Raw genomic sequence first — 24,966 nt, forward strand, 5'->3', positions numbered from 1 at the left:
ATAACATTTAATGCAAAGCTGACAACCCAGATTAAAACACTAGGTTAAGGTAGATAATAGCCCATTAAGAGGTCAAAAGTTGCCAAATTCGTCTATTAAACAAAGCAGCAATGATGAAGCTGCAATAATAAAAAAATACAAAGTATTAATTGATAAATTAATACCTTTACAGCATGAAAATCGACTTCTTGAAGGGCTAAACAAATTTTCCGCTAAGCTCCCTCCTCGGGTCAGAAATATAGTGAAAGAAGAAGTTATTCGTGTTACTTCTCTGACTGATGCAGTGGCCGATAATTCTGAGTTTGCGAAATTCCCCATATTAAAGTTTAAACACTTTGGTATCCCAATGCGGCTCGACAAAGTAGGCCAGCAAATTTTAGCTAGGGAAACTAGCCGTTTTGATGATAGATACACTGTAGGTGTATTTGAATCGGTGATGAACTCTGAGCATTATCAATCCCACATTAAAAAGGAGCAACAACAGAAAATAGTCAAAGCTTTTAAAGTAGAGTCACAAACTTTTAAAGATATAGATTTCGCCACAGATTTAGCAATTCGACCTAACTTCACAGTCTACAGTCCTGAATTTGAAAATGGCAAACACTGCCCGTTAAGCGCATTATCTCAACAAGGTATGGTCATACAAACTAAACGCCAACCCGTTATAGAAGCTGAATCCTTAAGTACAAAAATATTAGTATTTACTTTCCCAAAAGTAGCGGGATTAAACGACGGAGTTATGGATGTAAAATTTGAATTACAAGCAAGTCATTTCAATAAAGATCTATTGGTCACTGAAACTCACTTTAAATTTGCGGATGACACCCCAAAACTACTCATTGAACAATGGATTCAATACATTAAAAGTGCCGCCAACCATTTTCCTCTAGAACGAGAACTAGAAATAGAGCGAGTATTACAAAATCTTGAACGGGATCGTATTTTTGCCAACAGTCCTTGGATCCCTGTATTTTTAGGTTCAAATAACGGTCAGTTAGCTCCACTTTTCGAGTTAAGCACCCCTCAAAACAAAGAGTACAACAAGTATTTCAGCGTTACCCAGGATCTCCCAACTAAGCAAATTTTTCAAAGTTTACTAAAAGAATTGTTACTTCATAAGGAAACCTTTTTACTAAGCGGCAACATTAAAGCTAAAAGTGAAGACGTAAATGTGGCGGTTACCCATAGGCAATTAGCTAAAACAGGGTTGATGAAACAATTTATCGAACTTGCCACGCAATCTGAACAATTACGTGTAGTGCAGCTAAGGTTACAGACCATAAAAGAAGACCACAAAAATACCGCCTTTGAAATTCATGATATGACTGCTAGTGATTACCCAAACCTAACGAATATTAGTCATCTGCTATTTTGTAAAGACGTAACAGATTGGGTTGGCAATTTGAAGATAGGTGAGCCTGAACCTTTCAAACCCTTCCCAAAAGTCATCATTAAAGACAAAAGCAAATGGCCAATACAACTTGTCATGGAGTCTAATTCGGATCGACGACTAGAACCTCGCTATTCTATGAACTCCAGTGCCAAAATTAAAACGGGATTGTTCAGCCAGGTAGAGGCCACCCTTAATGATTTGTCTGCAAAAGGGCTTAGCCTTACAGTTTCAGAACCAACCCAATTGCAACTAGATGACACAGTGAAAATTTCGATCAAAGATTTAAAGCTACACTCCCATAAATATGAGGTTGTTTATTTCGATAAGACAAAGGGAATATTAAGACTCAAATTACCCAAAGAATTAGTGAAGAGCGATAGTAAAAAATTAAAGCAACTATTTTACAGTAATACTAAATATTTTAAACCTAGAGATATGAGTATTAAGCAAAGCAATATTTATCGCTTTTTATGGGAGTTGAGCATACGTAACCAAGCATGTGCATCTATTCTTATTACCAACAATAGATTCACAATAGACCGCTTAAAAACCATTTATCACAAACAAGACTGCAATGATCTCAAGCCTTTCTCTGCCTTAGGCAACGAAGTACCTTTACATGGTTTTTTTGCAGATAAAAATGCTCAAGGACCAAAATCTACAATTTTAGATAAGATGTTACGTAACAGCCTCAGAGATGCTCATGTGGTACATATTGAAAGGTCCAAAGATCAACGTATAATTTTTGTAGAAGAAGAAGAGTTTTTGCATGGAAAAGTAAGAAATCAAATTAGTGAGCTAATAACAAAAAAATCAGCAGAAGCATATGTGTCCCATTTAATTGCTATTCGCTGCAATGAACAAAATACCCCCTTAACAAAAAAACGGCTCGCAGAAATATCCAAAATTGATTTAGATATTTATCAAAAATTACAAACTATGCAACAAGGTTACACCCACGTTATGTACCTCACTAATGTATCGACTTTTCATAACGTATTACTTCGCTTTGGAATTTATCCAGAAAAACAATCACCACCGGAATAGGTAACACAAAGACTCCCCCCTTAAACATGTTGATGTTATTTAGCTATTACAAAGCCATAGGCTAACTAACTTGAACTCACCAAAAAAATTTACCTAGGTAAACTCTAGAAGATATTTTGAGTAGGTTACAATTAGCATTGAATTAACTGATAGAGAAATAGATGTTAAAAGTTTGCAGCAGTTTCTAATAGCACCCAACTCATCGAGTGATCTAATTGGAACCAAGCCCTTCTCCTATACATAATATTCACTTGTACATTACCAAACTCTTATAACTAAAATCCTAATTACTAATTAGTCATATAACTACAAATATTTTATAAAAAATGACAGTAAACCTTGGATGAATATTAACCTGCTGCTACAGTGTGTTGGTTAACATTCAAGTTTTTAGGATAAGGCAGTTTTAAAGCGAGTGTTAATATAATTAAAAAAAATAAAGCCAAAGATTACAAAAATATAATGGCTGAATAAAATTCGAGCAGAGAAGGAAATAAAATGAAGAAACAACTGATAGCATTCAGTTCGGCGACTATGATCATCTGTAGTGGTTTTGCAGTATCATCTCAAGCTGAAATAAGTTCCGCTAAAAGCATGGCAGAACAATCCAACAAACTACAATCAGCGGCACCCGCAAAGTTAGTTACTTCCACAACCCGCTATTCAAACAAAGTATTTACACGCCAAAAAGGTTTAGTTGGCGAACAAAAATATATAGTTAGATTTAATGAAGAACCACTCGCGACGTATCGCGGAAGTATTGCTGGCTTAAAAGCAACCGCAGCAAACATTAAGCGCGTGGCCGGTAAACGTAATGCTGAGAAATTAAACTCACGTAGTACCGAAAGCCAAGCGTACTTAGCTTTTTTAGCTAAACGTCATGCAAAAATGGAACAAGAAATGAGTGCTCGCCTTGGCCGCACTTTAGATATTAAAAGACGTTATAAAGCAGCCTTAAATGGTCTAGCCGTCACTATGACTCAAGACGAAGCTGAACGTTTAGCTAGTTTGTCTGGAATTCAACGTATCGAAATTGATCAAGAAAGCTTTCCAGATACAGACAGTGGCCCAGCGTATATTGGAGCTCCATCTGTTTGGGATGGTTCAGCAACTGGAGTAGCCGCTAAAGGTGAAGGTATGGTACTTGGTATCCTCGATAGTGGTATCAATGGAAGTCACCCTTCCTTTGCTGCAACTGGCGGCGACGGATATGAGCACATAAATCCTCTAGGCGACGGCGTATTCAAGGGTGAGTGTGATGCATCAAGTGCTGATTACAATCCTGCTGTTGAGTGTAATAATAAACTCATTGGGCGCTATTTATTTATTGATGCGACACCTACAGAAAGTAGCTCTGAAGATACTGACGGTCACGGTAGTCATACAGCCAGTACCGCCGGCGGTAACTTCATAGATGCTCCTATTTATGATGCCGAAGGTACTCCTACAGGTCTTGAGGTAGGTATATCTGGTGTTGCTCCACATGCCAACATTATGGCGTTTCAAGTATGTGCTCCTAGCTGTTTTACAAGTGACCGTATCGCTGCTGTTGATCAAATTATTCTAGACGGTGTAGTCGACGTAATTAATCACTCAATCGGTTCTAGCACTCCAATAAACTCTAGTCCTTGGGATGATTCTGGACAGCTAATATGGTTAGCGGCTCGAGAAGCAGGCATCACTGTAGCTAACTCTGCTGGTAATAATGGTCCGGATCCTTCAACTCTTGGTAGTGCTGGTGCCCCGTGGATGACGAATGTCGGTGCATTCACTCACGACCGTGCCTATGAAGCTAAATTTATTACTGATTTTTCTGGTGGTGACACTAGCTTCCCTGCTGATTTAGAGGGTGGCTCAGTTTCTGGTGGCCATGGCCCAGCAAGTATCGTATATGCGGGTGATTTCAGTAATGGTGATACAAACCCTGAGCAATGTTTAACAGCTTTTCCTGCTGGCACTTGGTCTAACGACGAAATCGTAGTTTGTGACCGTGGTGAAATCGCTCGTACTCAAAAATGTATTAATGTACGAGATGGTGGTGCAGCTGGCTGTGTATTAGCAAATATCGATGATGGAGCGACTTCAGTTGCAAACGATGCCCATGTCATTCCGTCTATTCATATTGATGCTGCTTCTGGTAATGTATTAAAAGACTGGTTGGCCTCAGGTACTGGCCATATGGCTACTATCACAGATGGCTTAGTACCATTTAGCACAGACCCATCACTAGGAAGTTTAGTTGCTGACTTTAGCTCACGTGGACCAAACACTAGCCAAGATTACTTGCCAGTTATGGTCGGTGCCCCAGGTGTAGATATCTATGCAGCTTATGTAAGTGGTATTGAATACGCCTTTATAAGCGGTACTTCAATGGCTAGTCCACATGTAGCTGGAGCAAGTATCTTAGTTAAACAGGCTAACCCTGATTGGACAGATGCTGAAGTACAGTCTGCCTTAGCGACTACTGCGGGAGCTACTTTTAAAGAAGACGGTGTAACTGCAGCCACTCCATTTGATGCTGGTGGCGGTATGATTCAAGTTGATTTAGCTGTTCAAGCAGGTTTGTTACTTGATGAAACAACGGCCAACTTTGAAGCGGCTAACCCTGCAATAGGTGGTGATCCTAAGGCTCTAAACGTTGCGGGTATGGTTACTCGCGCTTGTTTAATCAATTGTTCTTGGACACGTACTGTGGAAGCTACGGCCGCTGGTTCGTGGACTGTTTCAACAACAGATCCTGCAATTACAGTTAGCCCTGCAAGCTTTAGCTTAGCTGCTGGTGAAACACAAAGTTTAGTAGTTACAGTAGATAGCAGTGACTTCTCTACAGATGAGTGGGTTCATGAAGTTGTTAATTTGATCCCAAGTGGCGATATGCCGGATCAACACTTAACCGTTTCATTTATGCCATCAACAGGAGATGTTCCAGAAGCTGTTGAGATTGAAGCAGTTAGAGACTTGGATTCGTACTTAGTAGAAGGTATTGAGTCTAGCGAGATCACTGACTTACAAGTTTCAGTGGGTGGTTTAGTAGCTGCAAATACTGTTGAGTTCAGTTTATCTGGGGACAGTGACGTTAGCACACCTTTTGATAATTTAGCTGACGGCGTGGCATATACTACGGTTACGATTACTGAAGACTCTACTAGGTTGGTTGCATTTACTACAGATGCCAACTCTGAATCTCCAGACCTCGATTTATTCGTTGGTTTTGATGCAGACTTAGACGGAATGCCAGATGAATCAGAATTAGTTTGTGTAAGCGCCACTGCAACTGCAGAAGAGTCTTGTGACTTTACTGAATTAGAAGTTGGTGATTATTGGGTAATGGCACAAAACTATACCCCTTCAGAGACAGCTCCTGATGCAATAACTCTTTATACAGCAGTTGTTGATGAAGACAGCGGCAACCTAACAGTTGATGCACCTTCAGTGGTTCCTGAGTTAACACCATTTGATCTGCGTTTAGTGTATGACCTTTCAGGCTCTGCAGAAGGTGACGTTTTCTTTGGTACATTAACACTAGGCGCTGATGCATCTAGTCCAGAAAGTATTGGTGTTATACCAGTTACTATCACCCGTGGTGTAGACGACGTAGTATTTACAGCAAGTAGTAACACTGCTGCCGTAGGCGATGTCTTAACCTTTACAGTTGACGTAGCAACTAACTTAAGCCCAGAAGAAAGAAACTATGCTATATCAGCTAGTATTCCTGAAGGCTTTAGTTTAGTTGAAGGCTCAGTTACTGGAGGAGGTGTTGCATCAGAAAACTCAATAGATTGGAGTATATCTCAAGCGTCTGTAGCAAATGCTCAACCTTCTTACGATGTTGTTACAAGTCTCGAAGATAGTGCTTGTGCAGTTCCATTTGCAAATAGTGGAGCGTATACGGATTTAGAGCAGTTTGGCTTGTTCCCTGATACGGGTGTAACTGGTGATACTATCGCTTACTCAACATTCTCCGCACAGAACTTTAATTTTTACGGTGAATCTTTTGTGGGTGGCTTTAACTTCACAGATGATGGATTCGTATTCTTTAACTCTACATCAGGTAGCTCACCTTGGGTTAACTTGTCAATTCCAGATGCTACAGACCCAAATAGTCTAATAGCAATGTTATGGAGAGATATGGTAGTTCCAGAGCCGAGTACTACAGCAGGTTCGGTAGCTGGTGTAACCTTAGCAACAGCTGGTACTGATTTAACCATTATTGAATATGACAACATGGAGTTATATCCAGGTGGAGCAGGCGATAGCGTTGATTTCCAAATGGCTATTACAGGTGTGGCTGATGACACAGCTGGCGCATATGAAATCATGGTTGCCTTTGATAATGTAAATGTTAGTTCAACTGACGGTACTATTGGTGTAGAAGACTCAACTGGTTCTACTGGTACACAGTTCGCATTTAATGATGTCGCTATTACTGATGGTATGGCTGTATGTTTTGATTTGGTATCACCTACCTTTGAATCAGTGCAGTTGACTTATCAATTAGTTGCTGATGCCGACTCATCTGGCCAAACAATTATTGCAGAGCTTTCTAGCACTGTAGATAGTATTGGTTCAGTTGAGGTTGTAGAGACCGAAGTAGTGGAAGTAGAAGGCAATGCAACAGCTGAATACTCAACGAACTTCTTTGGTCAAACAAGCTATGCCCTAGGTGACCGTATAAGTATCTTAATGACTCTAACAGAGGACGGAGTTCAAACTAACTCCCCTGACGTTGAGTTTGATCTTATCGCTCCAAATGGTGTTGTTCTTGCTACTTTTACACCTCGTAGCATAAATGCAAGAGGTGGGTCTTACTTGTTAGTTATAACAGGTCCGCGTAGAGTAGGTGTATATACCTTAGAAGCTAAAATAGACGGTGAACTGGTAGGCTCTCAAAATGTGCTTATCCAGTAAATAGTTACGAATTAAGGGAAAGGGTAACCTTTCTCTTATTAAAGCTATTAAAATTACAAAGGCTAATTATTGAGGAGTATCACTCTTCTTTATTTAGCCTTTTTTTATGCCTGTAGAAAAGTAACGTTTTCAAAGGTTATAAATGCTCATTCTATTGTCATCCAACTAAATTAATAACATATCAGAAATGGCACATGAATAAGTCAATGAACCGAATAGGGATACCTATTAACTCATTTTTTTCAACAGAAAATGTAGTAAAAATTAAATTACTATAGAACTCATTAAGTTAAATGACGGTAAAACTTAGCAATACGTTTAAGTATGGGCAAGATTAGATAGTTTCGTTGCTATGAAGGCTCTCTTTGTCTGCTCTGACCTTTCTAAAGCCATTTATAGAATTCCATAGAGGGAGGCCAAAAAAACCTTGTAGAGGTAGGTTTATGCAGTGTTGAAGTTAACCAAAAATCAGAACTATCAGCTTTGGAGCGTAAATATCCAAATATTAAAATACTGCCCTAACTTACTGTTAGAGCAGCTAAAGCTAAAACATTAGGCTGTAAAGTTACAAAATTAAAATGATGCTATAACCCTTGATATAAAGTTGTAATCCACCTTTCTTCATTAATGAAACTCCAAGACCAAGATTTATATTTATCACCTAAGCCAATTTCTATCGCTTTTTCGAGACTTATGGCTTTTTGCTTCATTGATTTTACTATTTCAGAGGTATCTAACATCATAGTTAACAACATTTGGTAATCTGCTTTAGTCGCTAGGTCACCGTGTCCTGGTATGATCTGAGTCTCATCATTTAACATATTCAGTAACTTAGTTACGTTCTCAATATACCCTTTAACTGTGCCGCCTCCATCAAGGTCTATGTATGGAAAACGCCCTTCAAAAAACAAATCACCCGCATGTAATACGTTTGCATTTTCAAACCAAATTACGCTGTCACTGTCGGTATGACCCGCAGGAAGGTGCATAACTTTGATAGTTTCATTATTGAAGTGAAAGGTAAGGCCTTGTTGATAAGTGACTACAGGCAAAGCAGCGTGATTATGATCTTGTTTTTCAGCTAAACGTTTACGAACATTTTCATGGGCAAATATAGTGCTGTCTTGTACTTCCCTAAAATATGCATTAGAGCCTGTATGGTCGCCATGATAATGAGTGTTTATCACATACTTCATTGGTGATTTTGCGATATCACCAATGGCAGTCGCAATTTTCTCTGCTAAAGGCTCAAATTGGTCATCGATAATAAGTATGCCATCTTCTCCAGCTGACACCCCAATATTGCCCCCCATGCCTTTCAACATATGCACAGAGCCACTTACATTTTGACTAGTTATTTTTGCCTTTGACCATCTGTCTTCAGCGAAAACGCTACTACTTATGAGTACTGCAGTTAAAGCACTAAGAGCAATAATTTTTGAGGGCATGTAAAAGTTCCTTTGACGTTAATAATACTGATAATTGTTTTTGCATTGGCACTTAGACCTTATATAGGCCTTTTGTATTTCAAGAAAATAAGAAGCAAGACTATTCAATATAATCAAATCTAGGCTTAGATTTACCATCCACCTCAACGGATTCTATAAACATAGACAAGGGCCTAACCCATAAACCTTGCTCACCATACAAAGGGCGGTAAACCACTAATTCTGATTCATCTTCTGAGTGCTTAGCAACACCAATAACCTCATAATCGTTGCCTTTATAATGACGATATTTACCAATTTTTACTGACATGCATGCTCTCTCTAATCTATTAAATAATCTGGTAACCTTAAATTGTACTTATACAACAGCCTAATCACCAAAAGGTAAGGTTAGTTGCTTACTTTCTTTAGCTTCAGCCAAGCCAACGTTTAACCCAACTAACCGAATTCCCCGATTAGCTTGTCGAGACAAACCTTCAGTTAATAGCTCTAAAAAATAGTCTTTATCTAAGGTGTTACATTTGTGTTCAACTGTAGTTTGTTGAAAGTCACTAAACTTTAGTTTGATACCTTGGCTTTGTATTTGTGTGTTAGATTTCTCTAAACGCTTTTCTAATAATGGAAATAGGCTATCAATCATTTTAATACAGTCTAACTCATTTTGAATGTCTTCAGCCAAGGTGCGCTCTACACCCACTGATTTGCGCTTTCGCTCAACCGTTAAGCTTCTCTCATCACGGCCATGGCTTCTGTCCCAAATTACTTTACCAAACTTTCCAAAGCGCTTTACCATGTCTTCAAAGGGAAACTTCCTTACGTCAGCACAGGTATATAACCCCATATTATTAAGTTTTGCTAATGTTACTTTACCCACACCGGGTAACTTTCCTAAGGACAAGTGATACACAAACCCATCTAATTTTTCAGGGGTTATCACACACAAGCCGTTTGGCTTGTTTTCATCACTTGCTATTTTTGCTATGAATTTACAAGGTGCGACGCCAGCTGAAGCTGTTAGCTGTGTTTCTTCAAATATTGCTCGCCGAATATCCTCAGCAATCAAGGTGGCACTGCCCGAAAAGAGAGTACAGTTAGATACGTCTAAATATGCCTCATCCAATGAAAGGGGTTCAATTTTATCGGTATAGCGATTAAAGATACTTCTAATCTGCTTTGAAATATCGCTATAGAGCTGCATTCGGCCTGGAGCTAATACTAGGTTGGGGCATAACTTTAAAGCATGAGCAGTAGCCATGGCAGAGCGCACCCCGTATTTACGAGCTAGATAATTACAGGTAGAAATTACCCCTCTTCTATCTTTACTACCTCCAATTGCAAGAGGCACGTTTCGATATTCGGGGTTATCACGCATTTCGACAGCGGCATAGTAACAGTCCATGTCTACATGAATTATTTTGCGCACACCTAAAACCAAAAAACTGTATGTAAAAACAGTATTTTGGCAGAATATCTTGGTAATATCTACTATTTAGACTGACATACAATAAACGCCAGACTGACTGACATTTATTTAGATGACTGGTATTAGAAAATGGCTATAAGTAACCATTTATAAAATTTGGTCTTTCTTCCACTCATTTAGTTTCGCTTCTCTGGCTTGCTCTTTTTCCATACGCATCTTTTTACGGTCGCAAGGCTCGGGACAATCACACGCTTTATCAATACCTAACGCACCTAAACCTCCACAACTCCCTGCAATAGATTTTTGTTGAAAGATATAGCCTACAGACATTGCAACAGCAACGACAATAAAAAATACGAAGGCTAGAATAAAGGTACTCATAATGAATCTCCGGTTAAATGAAAAAAGTTTTAGTGAATAGTGACAAGTTCATCAAACTTCGAACTAGTATACTCTTTAAAGCCATGTTCTTCTTTAGTTATCAATAGAACGGCTAACTCCTGCTTTTCTGCCAATATTAATGCTTTATCTTTACCCATTACATTCAAAGCAGTAGCGAGACCATCTGCAGTCATTGACGACGGATGCACGACAGTAACCGAGACCAAATTGTGAGTGATAGGTTTACCTGTGTTTGGGTTGATTAAATGTGAATAGCGTACGCCGTCATTTTCATAATAAATACGGTAATCCCCAGAAGTGGCTACAGCGTGATCTCCTACACTAATGATTCGCTCGATTGCACGTTCGTTAGTCAATGGTTTCTCTATCGCTACGCGCCAGTCTTCATCGTTTGATTTTTTACCAGATAGACGCATCTCACCGCCCACCTCAACAAGGTAATCAACAATATTATGTGACTCTAAAATTTCTGCTAGCCTATCAACACCATACCCTTTGGCAATAGTTGAAAGATCGACATAAAGGTCAGGGAGCGTTTTCACAGCAGCTTCTTCAGATAGAATAAGTTTATCTAGACCGATTCTTTGCTGGGCGGCAACAATTTCTTTAGCAGTAGGAATTTTCTCTGGCCTAGCTTCCGGTCCAAATCCCCACAGGTTCACTAATGGCCCTACGGTTACATCTAAAACACCGCCACTTAAGTCGCCAAGCCGCTTTGCTTCATTCATAACAAACAAAGTTTGTGCTGATAAATGAAAAGGTTCCCTACTGTGCCACTGATTAAAACGACTTAATTCAGAATCCTGAATATATGTAGACATAAGCTGATTGATTTTAACTAGTTCCTTATCAACCTCTGCTTGTAATAATTCCGGTGTTATTTGTTCGGAAACGGCATATTTAATATTGTATGTTGTCCCCATAGTTGGGCCAGAAAAATGAATCTCACTTTTTTGTTGGCTACATGCAATTAGAGCCGTAAAACATACAATCAACACGCAAAAACAAGTAATTTTAATTTTATGTAAACTCACAGCAATCTTCCAAATTAGCGTATAAGAAAAGGGGCTCGAGGCCCCTTTAAATTTTTTACAAAACGAATATTTTTATACTATCCGCCAAAGTCATCTAGCATGATGTTTTCATCTTCAACACCAAGCTCTTTCAGCATGTTAATAACAGCTGCGTTCATCATAGGTGGACCACACATGTAGAACTCACAATCTTCCGGAGCAGGGTGATCTTTAAGGTAGTTTTCTAACAATACGTTATGGATAAACCCTGTATCACCTTCCCAATTATCTTCAGGTTGAGGATCAGACAGAGCTACATGCCACGTAAAGTTGTCATTCTCTTTTTGAAGCATATCAAAATCTTCAACATAGAACATTTCTCGTAAAGAACGAGCACCGTACCAGAAAGTCATTTTACGCTTTGACTTTATACGACGTAATTGGTCAAAGATATGTGAACGCATTGGTGCCATACCTGCACCACCACCGATGAATACCATTTCAGCATCAGTTTCTTTAGCAAAGAACTCACCAAATGGACCAGATATAGTGGCTTTATCACCTGGCTTAAGACTCCAAATGTACGAAGACATTTTACCAGCTGGCAAAGACAGGTTTCTTGGAGGAGGCGTCGCAATACGTACATTCAACATAATAATCCCTTCTTCTTCAGGATAGTTAGCCATTGAATATGCACGTATAGTTTCTTCATCTACCTTTGACTCTACGTCAAAGAAGCCGAAATGGTTCCAATCGCCTTTGTACTCATCTGGCACATCAAAGTCTTTATATTTAACATGGTGAGCTGGCGCTTCGATTTGAATATAACCACCGGCTTTAAATGGAACACTCTCTCCGTTAGGAATTTGAAGCTTTAATTCTTTGATGAAAGTAGCTTTGTTATCGTTAGAAATAACTTCACAATCCCACTTTTTAACACCAAAGATTTCTTCTTCAAGCTCAATAGCCATATCTTGTTTAATAGCAACCTGACAAGATAAACGGCACCCGTGTTTAGCTTCTTTTTTGCTGATGTGATCAAGTTCAGTTGGAAGAATTTCTCCACCACCTTCCTTAATATCTACGCGGCATTGGCCACAAGAACCACCACCGCCACAAGCTGAAGAAACAAAGATTCCAGCATTAGATAATGCACCTAAAAGTTTGTCACCAGGTTGGGCCGTAATAGACTCTTGAGCCCCACCATTAATAGTAATAGTAACTTCACCCTCTGGCACCAATTTTGATTTTGCAAACATGATGATAAACACTAACGCCAATACAATAGCGATAAACATGCCTACACCAAGATAAATTTCATTTGAATTCATAATAATTCCTCAGTGGGCCGGTTACAGTGCAATACCGGTAAATGATTGAAAACCAAGAGCCATAAGCCCAGCGATCATAAATACAGATCCTAAACCACGCACACCTTCGGGCATATCAGCATATTTCAGTTTTTCACGTACAGCAGCAAGTAACGTAATCGCTATAGCCCAACCAAAACCACTACCAATACCGTATACAACACTTTCACTTAGGTTGTATTCCCGCTGTATTGCAAACGCCACGCCACCAAATATTGCACAGTTAACTGTAATTAACGGTAAGAAAATACCAAGTGCGTTATATAGTGCTGGGAAGAACTTATCCAAACTCATTTCTAAGATTTGTACTAAAGCAGCAATTACACCTATAAAGGTCAAAAAGCTTAAAAAGCTTAAGTCGGCATTTGGAAAGCCAGCCCAACCAAGAGCTCCAGGGGCAAGAATGTTTGTAAATATAATTTGGTTAACAGGTACTGAAATACCTAAAACAACGATTACAGCAACCCCTAGCCCCATAGCTGTTTTTACTTTCTTAGACACTGCTAAGAAAGTACACATACCTAAGAATAAAGAGAGGGCCATGTTTTCAATGAAAACAGATTTTATAAAAATACTAAGATAATGTTCCATGAATTACTCCTTCGGCTCGACTTGCTCTGGGCGAATAGTACGAATGGCCCAAATTAAACCACCAATCAAAAAGAATGAGCTGAAAGGCAAAATTAATAAACCATTACCTTGATACCAACCGCCATTTTGAATCAAAGGCAAGATTTCGAAACCTAATATAGTTCCAAAGCCAAATAACTCTTTAATCGTACCAATAACAATCAACACCATAGAGTAACCAAGACCATTTCCAATGCCATCTAAGAAAGACATGAAAGGAGGACTCTTCATGGCATAGGCTTCTGCCCTGCCCATAACGATACAGTTAGTTATAATCAGTCCAACGAAAACCGATAGCTGCTTTGAAATCTCATAAGAATAAGCCTTCAATACTTGGTCTACTACTATTACCAATGAGGCAATGATAGTCATCTGAATAATGATTCGAACACTAGAAGGGATCTGAGTTCTAATCATTGATATAAACAAACTAGAAAATGCAGTAACCGTAGTTAGTGCTAACGCCATTACTAGTGCTGTTTCTAATTTAGTGGTGATTGCTAATGCTGAGCATACGCCCAGTACTTGCAAAGCAATTGGGTTATTGTCAAGAATGGGTCCAAACAATACCTTTTTCATTTCTTTTACTTCAGCCATTGTATAAACCCCTTATGATTTCCAAGTCTGGTTTTTAAGATATGGCCCATAGCCATTCTTACCTACCCAATAAGTTAGGGTATTTTGAACACCATTACTGGTAAGTGTTGCGCCAGAAAGTGCATCAACCGCGAATTCATTATTTGCGTTTTCGCCTTTCTTAACTTGAATAGCAACATCACCGTCTTTATAAAGTTTTTTACCATTCCACTTTGCTTTCCAGCTTGGGTTTTGTACCTCACCACCTAAACCAGGAGTTTCTTTTTGTTGGTAGTAAACTAATTCACGTATTGTGTTGCCATCAGAATCAATTGCTAACAAACCGTACATTAAGTCCCATAAGCCACTGCCATGCACAGGTAAAATAATACGAGTAATATCTCCAGCATCATCTTTAACTAAATAGACACTAGCTACGCTAGCACGTTGTTGAAAACCAACATTACTGCCTTCAACTTTTACAGAGTACTCAGGCTCTTTCGCGGCTTTATACATGTCGTAACCATCTTCAGGCTTTTCGACGTATTCACCAGACTCTAAATCTACAAAGCGCTCTTCTACATACTTGTCAAAAGTACCAGCTATATCACCGGCAGCTTTTTCAGTTAAACCTGCAGCTTCGATAATATTCGATTGCTTATCAATAGCAGCATTAGTTTGTTGTAATGAACGTAAGCCTACGGCTGCGCTAGATACTATGATGGAACACACCAAACAAACAGCAACCACAACACCTACAGTTTTACCTAGAGTTTCTTTCTTAGCTGACACGAGCGATCCTCCGTTTTATATTGCTTTGGGCAACAAAATAATCAAACAAAGGTGCCCACAAGTTAGCAAACAAGATCGCTAACATCATACCTTCTGGGAATGCCGGGTTAATAACTCGAACCATTACACACATGAGACCAATTAAGATGCCATAAGCCCACTTACCTTTATTCGTAAAGGACGCAGATACTGGATCCGTTGCCATAAAGAACATACCAAAAGCAAAACCACCAGTAACTAAATGCCAATACCAAGGCATAGCAAACATAGGATTAGTGTCACTACCAACTAGATTCAATAGAGTACTAAAGATTGCACAACCAGCTAATACACCCAGCACAATGCGCCAAGATGCTATTCGCATATAAATAATAAACAAACCACCAATCATTAATGCCAGTGTAGAGACTTCACCAACAGAACCTTGTAAATTCCCGAAGAAAGCATCCCACCAATCTGCATTTAAGCTCCAATCAGTAATACTGCCAGATGCAGCTTGACTTAGAGCCGTAGCCCCGGAATAACCGTCAGCAGCAACCCAAATAGCATCACCAGAAATCTGTGCAGGGTAAGCAAAATACAAGAAAGCACGGCCAGATAAAGCAGGGTTTAAGAAGTTACGACCGGTTCCACCGAATATTTCTTTAGCGATAACCACACCGAAGGTAATACCTAAAGCTGCTTGCCATAAAGGAATAGTAGCCGGTAAAGTCAGTGCGAATAAAACAGAAGTAACAAAGAAACCTTCATTTATTTCATGTTTTCTGACTGAAGCAAATAACACTTCCCAGAAACCACCAACAGCAAATACAGTTGCATAGATAGGTACAAAGAAACACGCACCATACAACATTAAGCCAAACCAACCAGTAGTGGCACTTAATTCACCGCCCAGCATTTGGAACAAGCCAGCTTGCCAAAATGCAGTGGCAGTATCAGCCCAAACAGCACCATCAATGATAGCTAATTGCGCTTGTTGACCAATATTAAACATTCCGTAGAACATGGCTGGAAATGTCGCCATCCACACCATTATCATAATACGTTTTAAATCAACGCTATCTTTTACGTGCGTTGTCGATTTTGTCACCGAGCCTGGTGTGTAAAAAATGGTTGCTGCAGCTTCGTAAAGCGCATACCACTTTTCGTATTTTCCACCTGGTTCAAAATCAGGTTCAATTTTTTCTAAATATGCCTTTAAACCCATGATTAACCCTCTTTCTCAATCTGGTCTAGACATTCACGCAAGATTGGACCGTAATTATATTTGCCTGGGCAAACATAAGTACATAATGCCAAATCTTCTTCGTCTAGCTCCAAGCAACCTAAACTTTGCGCACCGTCTGTATCACCTGAAATTAAATCTCTAAGTAACAAGGTAGGCAAAATATCTAATGGCATAATACGTTCATAGTTTCCGATAGGAACCATTGAGCGGTCTGAGCCGTTAGTAGTAGTTGTCATCTTAAATAATTTTTTGGGGCTTAAATGCCCTAAATATGCGCGGGTTACCGAATGTTGATTAACACCAGGTTTGATCCAACCTAAGAACTCTTTTTCTCGACCTTCAAGTAGTACCGAAACCTGATTATGGAAGCGACCTAGAAATCCATGGGGACCACTTGCATTCGTTCCTTGCAAAACTGAGCCAGATAAAACACGCATTTCACCGACATTGATTTCACCTGAAGTAAGCTCTGCTACATCAGCACCTAATATAGTACGAACTAAACGAGGGTTTTTAACCTCTGGGCCAGCTAAAGAAACAACCTTGCGATTATCTAACTCACCAGTAGTGAACAAGGCACCAATAGCAAGTACATCTTGATAGCCCACATGCCAAATCATCTTGTTTTGACCTGCACCATCAAGGAAGTGGATATGTGTGCCTACCAACCCAGCAGGGTGACATCCGGCAAACTCATTAACTTCTACATCAAGATTACCGGTAGCAATATCAGCACCAGGCGCTTTGTTAACGTAAACTTTGCCATCAGTTAAACGACTCAAAGTCAGTAAACCATTTGCAAAATCTTCGCTTCGTTCAGCAATCACAACTTGAGGATCAGCTGCTAATGGATTGGTATCCATTACACTTACAAAGATTGAATTTGGTTTTGAATCAAGTGCAGGCGCTTTACTGAATGGTCTAGTGCGAATTGCAGTCCACATTCCTGAGTTTACTAGATTTTCCTGTACCTTAGAGGCTTCAAGTGAAGCTAACTCAGCACTGCTATATTTAGCAAATACTTCACTTTCGTCACCTTCTAGTTGAACAACAACCGATTGCAAAACACGTTTTGCACCGCGGTTTACTTCAACTACAGTACCAGAAGCAGGAGCAGTAAATTTAACACCAGGGTTCTTTTTATCTTCAAAAAGAATTTGGCCTTTTTTTACTTTGTCACCTTGTTGAACATGCATAGTAGGTCGCATGCCGTTATATTCTTCGCCCAAGATAGCAACTCTGGTAACAGAATTTCCATCATGGATTTCTTGTTTTGGCGCTCCCTGAATAGGAAGATCTAACCCTTTCGTGATTTTTATCATACGCAATAGCACTACTCTAAATTAATACACAACACCATTAGGCTCTTTGGTACGTCCTAGTATAGGCTAGACCTATAAAAACCTAATGGTGGTGAGTATTAGTTGTTATTAAAATTATTCCGCTGCAACTTCATGCGGTTTAGAATGACACACTTACTATTTTTCTAAATTTAGCCGCAACAATCGTATATCGGCATGCAAAAAATTGCAGGCAACCACAATTGAGTCGCGAATTTTAGCATTAACCGCACCAATTCTTCCATGCAATTTATTGTTTAACCGCAATTTTTATAATGTTTTTCTCAAATATACCTTAAAAATTACAAATATCGTTTTATTAAATAACAAAAAACCGTCATAAGACGGTTTAATTAATATCTAAGAAGCGCAGGGATCTACCAATCCGCTAAAGGCTCAACATCAGCATCATAATCAACACCTGATACATCAAAACCAAACAACTTTAAAAACTCATGGTGATAACCAGCATAATCACTTAATTCGTGGAAATTCTCTTGGGTCACTTGATCCCATAAGGCTTTAATTTTTGCCTGCGTAGCATCGTTTGTTTCTTTATCATTCATATACAAACGACCCATTTCATCTACTTCTGGAGTTGCTTGAGTCAATTTATCGGTGAACAAGTCATATATTTGTTCGATACAGCCTTGGTGCGTACCTTCTTCTTTCATGACTTTATATATCAGTGAAATATATAGAGGCATAACAGGAATAGCAGAACTCGCTTGTGTCACTAATGCTTTCAATGAAGAAACATAAGCCTGAACATTTTTGCTTGCTTTTGTTTTTACAATTTCGGCGGCAGCTCTATCTAAATCTTCTTTAGCTTTTCCGATAGTTGCTTGTCCGTATATGGGCCACGTTAACTCTTTACCCACATAGGTATAAGCTGTTGTTTTACAACCATCAGCTAAAAGGTCAGCTTTATCTAACGCTTCTAACCATAATTCCCAATCTTCGCCACCCATAACTTTAATAGTGTGGTCAATCTCTTCTTGGCTTGCAGGCTCAAGACTGATGTCATGCACTTTATCTTTATCGGTATCATAGGTTTTAGTGGTGTAAGCTCCACCAACAGGCTTTAAGGTCGACTTAAACGTTTCACCGGTTTTAGGATCGGTCCTACGAGGAGATGCAAGGCTATAGATCACTAAATCTACCTTACCCATATCAGCTTTTAAGGTATCAATAGTTTGTTGTTTTAGCTCATCTGAAAACGCATCACCGTTTAACGTTTTAGCATATAAACCAGCAGCTTCAGCTTTTGCATGAAACCCAGCAGTATTGTACCAACCGGCAGTACCTGTTTTACGCTCTGTTGGTGCTTTTTCAAAACACACGCCTAGCGTTTTTGCACCGCCGCCAAAAGCTGAAACAATTCTTGACGCTAACCCGTACCCGGTAGAACAACCAATTACCAAGACGTTCTTTGGAGCATTTTGAAGCTCACCTTGAGACTTAACATAATCAATTTGTTGTTGAACATTGGCCGCACATCCAACTGGATGAGCATTTGTACAAATAAAGCCACGGATCTTCGGCTTAACAATCATAAAAATATCCTATTCAAAAATGTGGACGCATTGTATAGACAATACCGAGTAAAACACATCTGAACAGCTGACGTGTTTAAACACTTAATATTTTGCTAACCTGTTTTATGGGTCAACACTAGCCATACCGCATGAATAACCCCAGGTATACCACCTAATAAAGTTAAGACTATATTGATAAATAAGTGGGCAGATAAGCCAACTTGCAAAAAAGCGCCGATTGGCGGTAGAAATATAGCCAAAATTAAATTGATGGGATTAACTGTTTGCATAAATGACCTCTTTTAATTATCAGTATCAGAACGATTTTTATAATACTCATACTCAGATACCTTATGGTAATCCATGGCTTTCAACTGAAAACTTGAATAAGAGTCGTAGACTTTTTTAAATGCAGGATCAGCTGCAGCTTGCTCTTGCATGACTTCTAAAGACGCTTGTTTTAATGCATTTATTACATCAGCTGGCAAAGCTCGCATATCCACTTTATGCTTGTCTTTTAAGGTTTGCATCGCTTCTATGTTACGGGCTGTGTATTCATCCAGAATATCTTGATTTGCTGCTTTTGTAGCAACCTCCACAATAGCCTGTAAATCTTTAGGTAAAGCTTGGTAAGCTTTTTCATTTACGATGAACTCCAAAGCAGACCCAGGTTCATGCCAACCAGAATAATAGTAAAACTCAGCTGCTTTATGTAACCCAAACGCTAAATCGTTGTAGGGACCAACCCACTCAGTACCATCGATCGCTCCTGATTGTAATGAAGTAAAGATTTCAGCTCCGCTTAATGCAACTGGAATGCCTCCTATTTTTTTGAAAACTTCTCCACCTAGCCCAGGTATACGCATTTTCAAGCCCTGCACATCATCGATTGAATTGATTTCTTTTTTGAACCAACCTGCAAACTGAACCCCAGTATTACCACCAGTAAAGGGAATTAAACCAAAAGGTTTATAGATTTCACGCCATAGCTCCATGCCGCCGCCATAGTGCAGCCAACCATTTGTCTCTTGTACGTTCATACCAAAGGGAATGGCAGTAAAAATTTGTGCAGCAGCAGACTTACCTTTCCAATAATAGGCAGCAGAATGCCCAATTTCAGCGGTACCTTGAGAAACAGCATCAAATACTTCAAAAGGAGGCACTAACTCCCCAGCCCCATAGACATTAATCGTTAACCTGCCACCAGACATACGCTCAACATTTTCTGCAAAGGTTTCAGGCCCTCGACCTATTCCGGGAAAGTTCTTTGGCCAAGATGTTACCATTTTCCACTTGTAGGTTTTCTGAAGCTGCACCGCACCATTATCAGAATCAGCTTGTTCTTTGGAGCAACCAAATAAGGCTATAGCGCACGCAAGGCCAATAATAAATCTTGTATAAACTACTTTTATTTTGTTCAACATAAACTCTCTAACCATAAACTACTGCTGGTAACCAAGTCACTAAACTAGGCCAAATTGCCATCCCTATCAACAGCATAATTTGCAGTATGATAAACGGTATGACCCCTTTATAAATATCTGTTGTTTGCACTGAGTCTGGTGCTACACCCCTTAAATAAAACAGCGCGAATCCAAACGGAGGGGTTAAAAATGATGTCTGTAAGTTTACCGCTATCATTATACCCAACCAAATAGGATCAATTCCCATAGCTAAAAGTACTGGGGCAACCAGAGGCACCACAACAAATGTAATTTCAATAAAATCTAAAATAAATCCCAAAACAAAAATAACCAACATTACAACCAGTACTGCTGCAAACACACCACCTGGGAGTTGGTTAAATAGATGCTCAATTAATTCCTCACCACCAAAGCCACGAAAAACTAAAGAAAATATCGAGGCGCCGATTAAAATTAAAAACACCATAGAGGTCACTTTAGTTGTGGTTAACATCACCTCTTTAAGTTTGGCTAAACTCAATTGTTTTTGAACCACAGCTAAAACCAATGAACCAGCTGCACCTACACCCGCAGCTTCTGTAGGCGTTGCAAAACCACCTAAAATAGCCCCCAACACCAGAAATATCAGTAGCAATGGTGGCAATAGCGCTCCTAAAAAAGCAGGCCATGTGATCTTACTTTTTTCAGGTGCAACTCTTGGCACCTTATGTGGTTGCAACCAAGTAACACCCACAACGTATATTAAGTACAAACTAACCAGTATGGCACCAGGCACAATTGCACCAACAAAAAGATCACCCACGGACACAGACTCAGGGGAGAAAATCCCCATATTGAGCTGAGCTCTTTGGTAAGCACTAGATAACACATCGCCTAATAACACCAAGGCAATAGAGGGGGGAATAATCTGTCCAAGTGTACCTGTTGCACAGATACTACCGGTTGCAAAGCTTGGAGCGTAGCCTTGCTTTAACATAGTAGGTAAAGACAGCAAGCCCATGGTCACTACCGTTGCACCCACAATGCCGGTACTCGCTGCTAAAAGTGCACCAACCAATATAACAGAGATAGCAAGGCCACCTCGATACTGACCAAACAACTGCGTCATAGCATTAAGTAGGTTTTCAGCGACTTTTGATTTTTCTAATGTCACTCCCATAAATACAAATAAGGGTACTGCAATTAAGGTCTGATTAGTTAAAATGCCATACAAGCGACTCGGAACAGCGTTCAAATAAGCTTGTTCAAATTGTCCCGTCAACATCCCAAAACCCGCGAACAAAATAGCCGTGCCAGCCAGAGAGTAAGCAACTGGAAACCCTAGTAGTAAAACACCGCATACCACTATAAACATTAAGATAGACATATATTCCATTTATGCCGGTACCTCAATTGACGACGCAGCTGTCCCTTTAAACAATAAAACATTGCGAATAAGTTCAGCCAAACCTTGCAAATTCATCGTTATTGCAAATACTAAGATAAAACTTTTGAGTATAAAAACTAAAGGCAAGCCACCGGCCTCAGGAGAGGACTCCATCAAGGCCCATGCATTGATTACATAATCAAAGCTCAAAAAGAAAATCAGAAAATTGACAGGCATAAGCAACAATAAAGTGCCCATTATATCTACCATAGCTTGCTTACGTTTACTCATTTTTCGATAGAAAATATCTACACGAACATGCTCATTAACGTTTAATGTATGGGCAGCCCCTAATAGAAATACTGCAACATGCAAATACATAACAGACTCTTGCATGGCGACCCAACCAAGATTAAAGCCGTACCGCAATACAACAATTAACAAAGTCACAAGCACCATAATCAAGGTAAACCAACTGACTAGTTGGCCTAAGCGGTGATGAAACTCATCAATCAAATGCTGTAAAGCAACCCCTTGTTTTATAAACATTAAAATTCTTTACCCTTGTTGCGTTCTATCGCCGCCCATACAATTCGGAGACAAAGGCGCTTCACCAAAATTCTTTTGCCACTCATCTTTTGTATAAGTATGTAAGGCTAGTGCGTGAATATCATTTGCTAATTGCTCTTTTAATATTGCGTTCACTGCCCTATGCCTTTTGATCAAACGCTCCCCTTCAAAGCTTTCAGATACCATGATTACTTTAAAATGACTTTCAGAGCCCTCAGGAACATTATGCATATAGCTTTCATTAATGACTTCTAGATGCTCCGGATTAAAGTGTTCAACTATTTTTGTCTCAATAAGAGTTTGAATATTCATTACGTTTCCAAATAAAACCAATCAATTAATGCTGCGCGCGCAAACAGCTAATAATACCCTAAACAAGAGATAATTTGTTAGAGAATACAAAGTGATATCCTAAAATTATGTAGAATTTAGTGAAGTTTGCCTAATTTCAAATTTTCAGAATTGATTCCACTAGCAGCAGCCGTATATTGTTCCTCGTGTTATCATGCACAACACAGAAACCTGAATCTTTATATCTTCCATTTGAGTACCCATTTAAACAATGAATACATGTTTAACCCTATTAAACAAAAACCTTCACCTCGTTCGTTACCCAGAAAGTCTCCAACATCCCAGTTGGCAAGCATGGGACTCGGCTGACGAGTACTTAATAGAGCATGTAGAACAGCATATAGATTTAGAGAAAACTGAAAACATTAGGATTATCAACGATGATTTTGGCGCATTAGCGTGTTGGTTTGCTAACTCCAATCCAATTTGGGTCAGTGACTCCTATGTCGCCAAGCAAGCATGTGTATTAAATCTTGCAAAAAACGAATTAGATGTAAGTCAAATCACCTTTACCGACTCGGTTAAGCAGATATCCAGTACAGTTGATTTAGTATTGCTAAAAATCCCCAAAACCAATGCATTGTTAGAGCAGCAGCTTATAGATTTGCAACCCAGTGTTACTGCATCCACTAAAATAATTGCCGCGGGCAAAGCCAATCTTATTCCAAAGTCCATGTTAGGCTTGTTCGAAAAGTACTTAGGGCCAACAACCACTTCTTTGGCCAAGAAAAAATCACGATTAGTCTTTTGCCAGCCCACTGCAGATAAATCACATACCAGCCCCTACCCCACAACTTGGTATACAGATTCACCAAAGTTTAAGATAAACAACCTAGCCAATGTATTTGCTCGCCAGCAATTAGATATAGGTGCTCGCTTTATCCTAGAGCATTTCAAAAAACTGCCGAGCTTTGACAACAAAACCATAGTCGATTTAGGTTGTGGGAACGGTGTTCTGGGTTTACACATACTAAATAGCAGTAGCCCAGACAAAGTCATATTTGTAGATGAATCATACATGGCTGTCGCATCAGCTAAGCACAATATCGAAACCAACTTACCAGACAAACTCCACCTGTGTGAGTTTAGAATCGATAATTGTCTAGAAAATTTCAGGCAAACAATAGAACATGCACAAGTAGATTTAGTGCTATGTAACCCTCCTTTTCACCAACAAAATACCATTACCGACCATATTGCTTGGCAAATGTTTACCGATGCAAAAGGAGTATTAAGAAAGGGCGGGCAATTATGCGTAGTGGGCAACCGCCATTTAGATTACCCTAAAAAGCTAAAAAGACTGTTTGGAAACACCAACGCAGTTGCAACAGGCAAAAAATTCAGTATTTTAGCTGCTACTAAATGATCATCGTATTTAAAGGTCAACTTACCATGCTTAAAGTATTACTTATTCTATCTTCGCTTATTTTCACTACAGCCAGCTTTGCTAAGTCCAAACTAGACGGCTCTCATATTCAACCCGATAACTTTTATCCTAGAGTGAAAATGGAAACCACAATGGGCGATATTATTGTTGAATTAAACCGCTCAAGAGCGCCCATTACGGTTAATAATTTTTTGCGCTACGTAGAAAAGCGTAGCTACGAAGACACCATGTTCCATAGAGTGATAGCAGACTTTGTGGTTCAAGGCGGTGCCTATGATGTTGATTTTGTTGAAAAGCCATCTTTTGGCAGAATAATTAATGAATCAGGCAATGGCCTTAAAAATGATATGTACACTATCACTATGGCGAGAGAGAACGACCCTCACTCAGCAAACCGTCAATTCTTCTTTAACATGGCTGACAACGAGAGTTTAGATCCTGGCAGAGGCTGGGGTTACACAGTCTTTGGTAGCGTAATGGAAGGTTACGAAGTGCTTGATAAAATCGTTGCAGTTAAAACAGACTTTGACCCTAAATATGGATGGGCAGACGTGCCTGTTGAGGCTGTCATACTTAAAAAAGTCACCATACTACCTCCTCTATAAAAAAATTAGCGTAGGAGTTTTTTAATTGTTTAATCTATGTTTCACACCACATAATTAAAAAACTCCCACAACCACGCCCTAGTTTTTCTGACTCTATGGTTCAACTGAGCTATTTTTGAGCAGTACTGCACAACTCTGCAACTAAGATGCAGACC

General features: G+C 39.4%; 21 protein-coding genes. 4 read left to right on the forward strand and 17 right to left on the reverse strand.

What is annotated here, in order from left to right; all coding sequences use genetic code 11:
- Positions 1–79 precede the first annotated feature (79 nt).
- Positions 80–2,440, forward strand: a complete 2,361-nt coding sequence (locus tag EOK74_RS00565; RefSeq protein ID WP_133467919.1) for a PilZ domain-containing protein — start codon at positions 80–82, stop codon at positions 2,438–2,440.
- 498 nt (positions 2,441–2,938) lie between these two features.
- Entirely contained in the window at positions 2,939–7,348 is a 4,410-nt protein-coding gene (locus EOK74_RS21155; protein WP_133467921.1) for a S8 family serine peptidase, read from the forward strand.
- 584 nt (positions 7,349–7,932) lie between these two features.
- Here the strand turns inward: EOK74_RS21155 and EOK74_RS00575 are convergent.
- The 17 genes from EOK74_RS00575 to EOK74_RS00655 all read right to left on the reverse strand — a co-directional run bounded on the left by EOK74_RS00575 (position 7,933) and on the right by EOK74_RS00655 (position 22,780).
- The gene (locus EOK74_RS00575) at positions 7,933–8,796 is read right to left on the reverse strand and encodes an MBL fold metallo-hydrolase (RefSeq protein WP_133467923.1); all 864 of its coding nucleotides are present in this window, start codon (positions 8,794–8,796) and stop codon (positions 7,933–7,935) included.
- 100 nt (positions 8,797–8,896) lie between these two features.
- On the reverse strand, positions 8,897–9,106 hold the full coding sequence (locus EOK74_RS00580; RefSeq protein WP_133467924.1) for a DUF1653 domain-containing protein: 210 nt from the start codon (positions 9,104–9,106) through the stop codon (positions 8,897–8,899).
- Between the two features lie 60 nt (positions 9,107–9,166).
- The gene (gene dinB, locus EOK74_RS00585) at positions 9,167–10,219 is read right to left on the reverse strand and encodes a DNA polymerase IV (protein ID WP_133467926.1); all 1,053 of its coding nucleotides are present in this window, start codon (positions 10,217–10,219) and stop codon (positions 9,167–9,169) included.
- A gap of 147 nt (positions 10,220–10,366) precedes the next feature.
- Positions 10,367–10,600, reverse strand: a complete 234-nt coding sequence (nqrM, locus tag EOK74_RS00590; protein ID WP_133467928.1) for a (Na+)-NQR maturation NqrM — start codon at positions 10,598–10,600, stop codon at positions 10,367–10,369.
- Between the two features lie 29 nt (positions 10,601–10,629).
- On the reverse strand, positions 10,630–11,655 hold the full coding sequence (locus EOK74_RS00595; RefSeq protein WP_420818915.1) for an FAD:protein FMN transferase: 1,026 nt from the start codon (positions 11,653–11,655) through the stop codon (positions 10,630–10,632).
- 77 nt (positions 11,656–11,732) lie between these two features.
- On the reverse strand, positions 11,733–12,965 hold the full coding sequence (gene nqrF / locus EOK74_RS00600; RefSeq protein ID WP_133467930.1) for an NADH:ubiquinone reductase (Na(+)-transporting) subunit F: 1,233 nt from the start codon (positions 12,963–12,965) through the stop codon (positions 11,733–11,735).
- A gap of 21 nt (positions 12,966–12,986) precedes the next feature.
- Entirely contained in the window at positions 12,987–13,595 is a 609-nt protein-coding gene (gene nqrE, locus EOK74_RS00605; protein ID WP_133467932.1) for an NADH:ubiquinone reductase (Na(+)-transporting) subunit E, read from the reverse strand.
- 3 nt (positions 13,596–13,598) lie between these two features.
- The gene (locus EOK74_RS00610; protein ID WP_133467934.1) at positions 13,599–14,231 is read right to left on the reverse strand and encodes an NADH:ubiquinone reductase (Na(+)-transporting) subunit D; all 633 of its coding nucleotides are present in this window, start codon (positions 14,229–14,231) and stop codon (positions 13,599–13,601) included.
- A 12-nt stretch (positions 14,232–14,243) separates the two neighbouring features.
- Positions 14,244–15,002, reverse strand: a complete 759-nt coding sequence (locus EOK74_RS00615) for a Na(+)-translocating NADH-quinone reductase subunit C (protein WP_133467936.1) — start codon at positions 15,000–15,002, stop codon at positions 14,244–14,246.
- Positions 14,992–16,209 carry an NADH:ubiquinone reductase (Na(+)-transporting) subunit B gene (locus EOK74_RS00620; protein WP_133467938.1) on the reverse strand — a complete coding sequence of 406 codons (1,218 nt, stop codon included), beginning with the start codon at positions 16,207–16,209 and terminating at the stop codon, positions 14,992–14,994. The genes EOK74_RS00615 and EOK74_RS00620 overlap by 11 nt, the downstream gene beginning before the upstream one ends.
- A gap of 2 nt (positions 16,210–16,211) precedes the next feature.
- Complete coding sequence (locus EOK74_RS00625; protein WP_133467940.1) at positions 16,212–17,552, reverse strand: Na(+)-translocating NADH-quinone reductase subunit A; 1,341 nt, start codon at positions 17,550–17,552, stop codon at positions 16,212–16,214.
- A 395-nt stretch (positions 17,553–17,947) separates the two neighbouring features.
- The gene (gene fabV / locus EOK74_RS00630; RefSeq protein ID WP_133467942.1) at positions 17,948–19,126 is read right to left on the reverse strand and encodes an enoyl-ACP reductase FabV; all 1,179 of its coding nucleotides are present in this window, start codon (positions 19,124–19,126) and stop codon (positions 17,948–17,950) included.
- Between the two features lie 95 nt (positions 19,127–19,221).
- Entirely contained in the window at positions 19,222–19,398 is a 177-nt protein-coding gene (locus EOK74_RS00635) for a YqaE/Pmp3 family membrane protein (RefSeq protein WP_133467944.1), read from the reverse strand.
- A 12-nt stretch (positions 19,399–19,410) separates the two neighbouring features.
- Positions 19,411–20,532, reverse strand: a complete 1,122-nt coding sequence (locus EOK74_RS00640; RefSeq protein WP_133467946.1) for a TRAP transporter substrate-binding protein — start codon at positions 20,530–20,532, stop codon at positions 19,411–19,413.
- A gap of 7 nt (positions 20,533–20,539) precedes the next feature.
- Positions 20,540–21,907 carry a TRAP transporter large permease gene (locus tag EOK74_RS00645; protein WP_133467948.1) on the reverse strand — a complete coding sequence of 456 codons (1,368 nt, stop codon included), beginning with the start codon at positions 21,905–21,907 and terminating at the stop codon, positions 20,540–20,542.
- Entirely contained in the window at positions 21,908–22,447 is a 540-nt protein-coding gene (locus EOK74_RS00650; RefSeq protein ID WP_133467950.1) for a TRAP transporter small permease subunit, read from the reverse strand. It lies immediately after the preceding gene.
- Between the two features lie 9 nt (positions 22,448–22,456).
- Entirely contained in the window at positions 22,457–22,780 is a 324-nt protein-coding gene (locus tag EOK74_RS00655) for a BolA family protein (protein ID WP_133467952.1), read from the reverse strand.
- A 250-nt stretch (positions 22,781–23,030) separates the two neighbouring features.
- On the opposite strand from EOK74_RS00655, the gene EOK74_RS00660 reads away from it, so the two are divergent.
- Positions 23,031–24,185, forward strand: a complete 1,155-nt coding sequence (locus tag EOK74_RS00660) for a methyltransferase (protein ID WP_133467954.1) — start codon at positions 23,031–23,033, stop codon at positions 24,183–24,185.
- 26 nt (positions 24,186–24,211) lie between these two features.
- Complete coding sequence (locus EOK74_RS00665; protein WP_133467956.1) at positions 24,212–24,811, forward strand: peptidylprolyl isomerase; 600 nt, start codon at positions 24,212–24,214, stop codon at positions 24,809–24,811.
- The last annotated feature ends 155 nt before the right edge of the window (positions 24,812–24,966 follow it).

Source organism: Paraglaciecola marina, from assembly GCF_004360155.1.
GTDB lineage: Bacteria > Pseudomonadota > Gammaproteobacteria > Enterobacterales > Alteromonadaceae > Paraglaciecola > Paraglaciecola marina.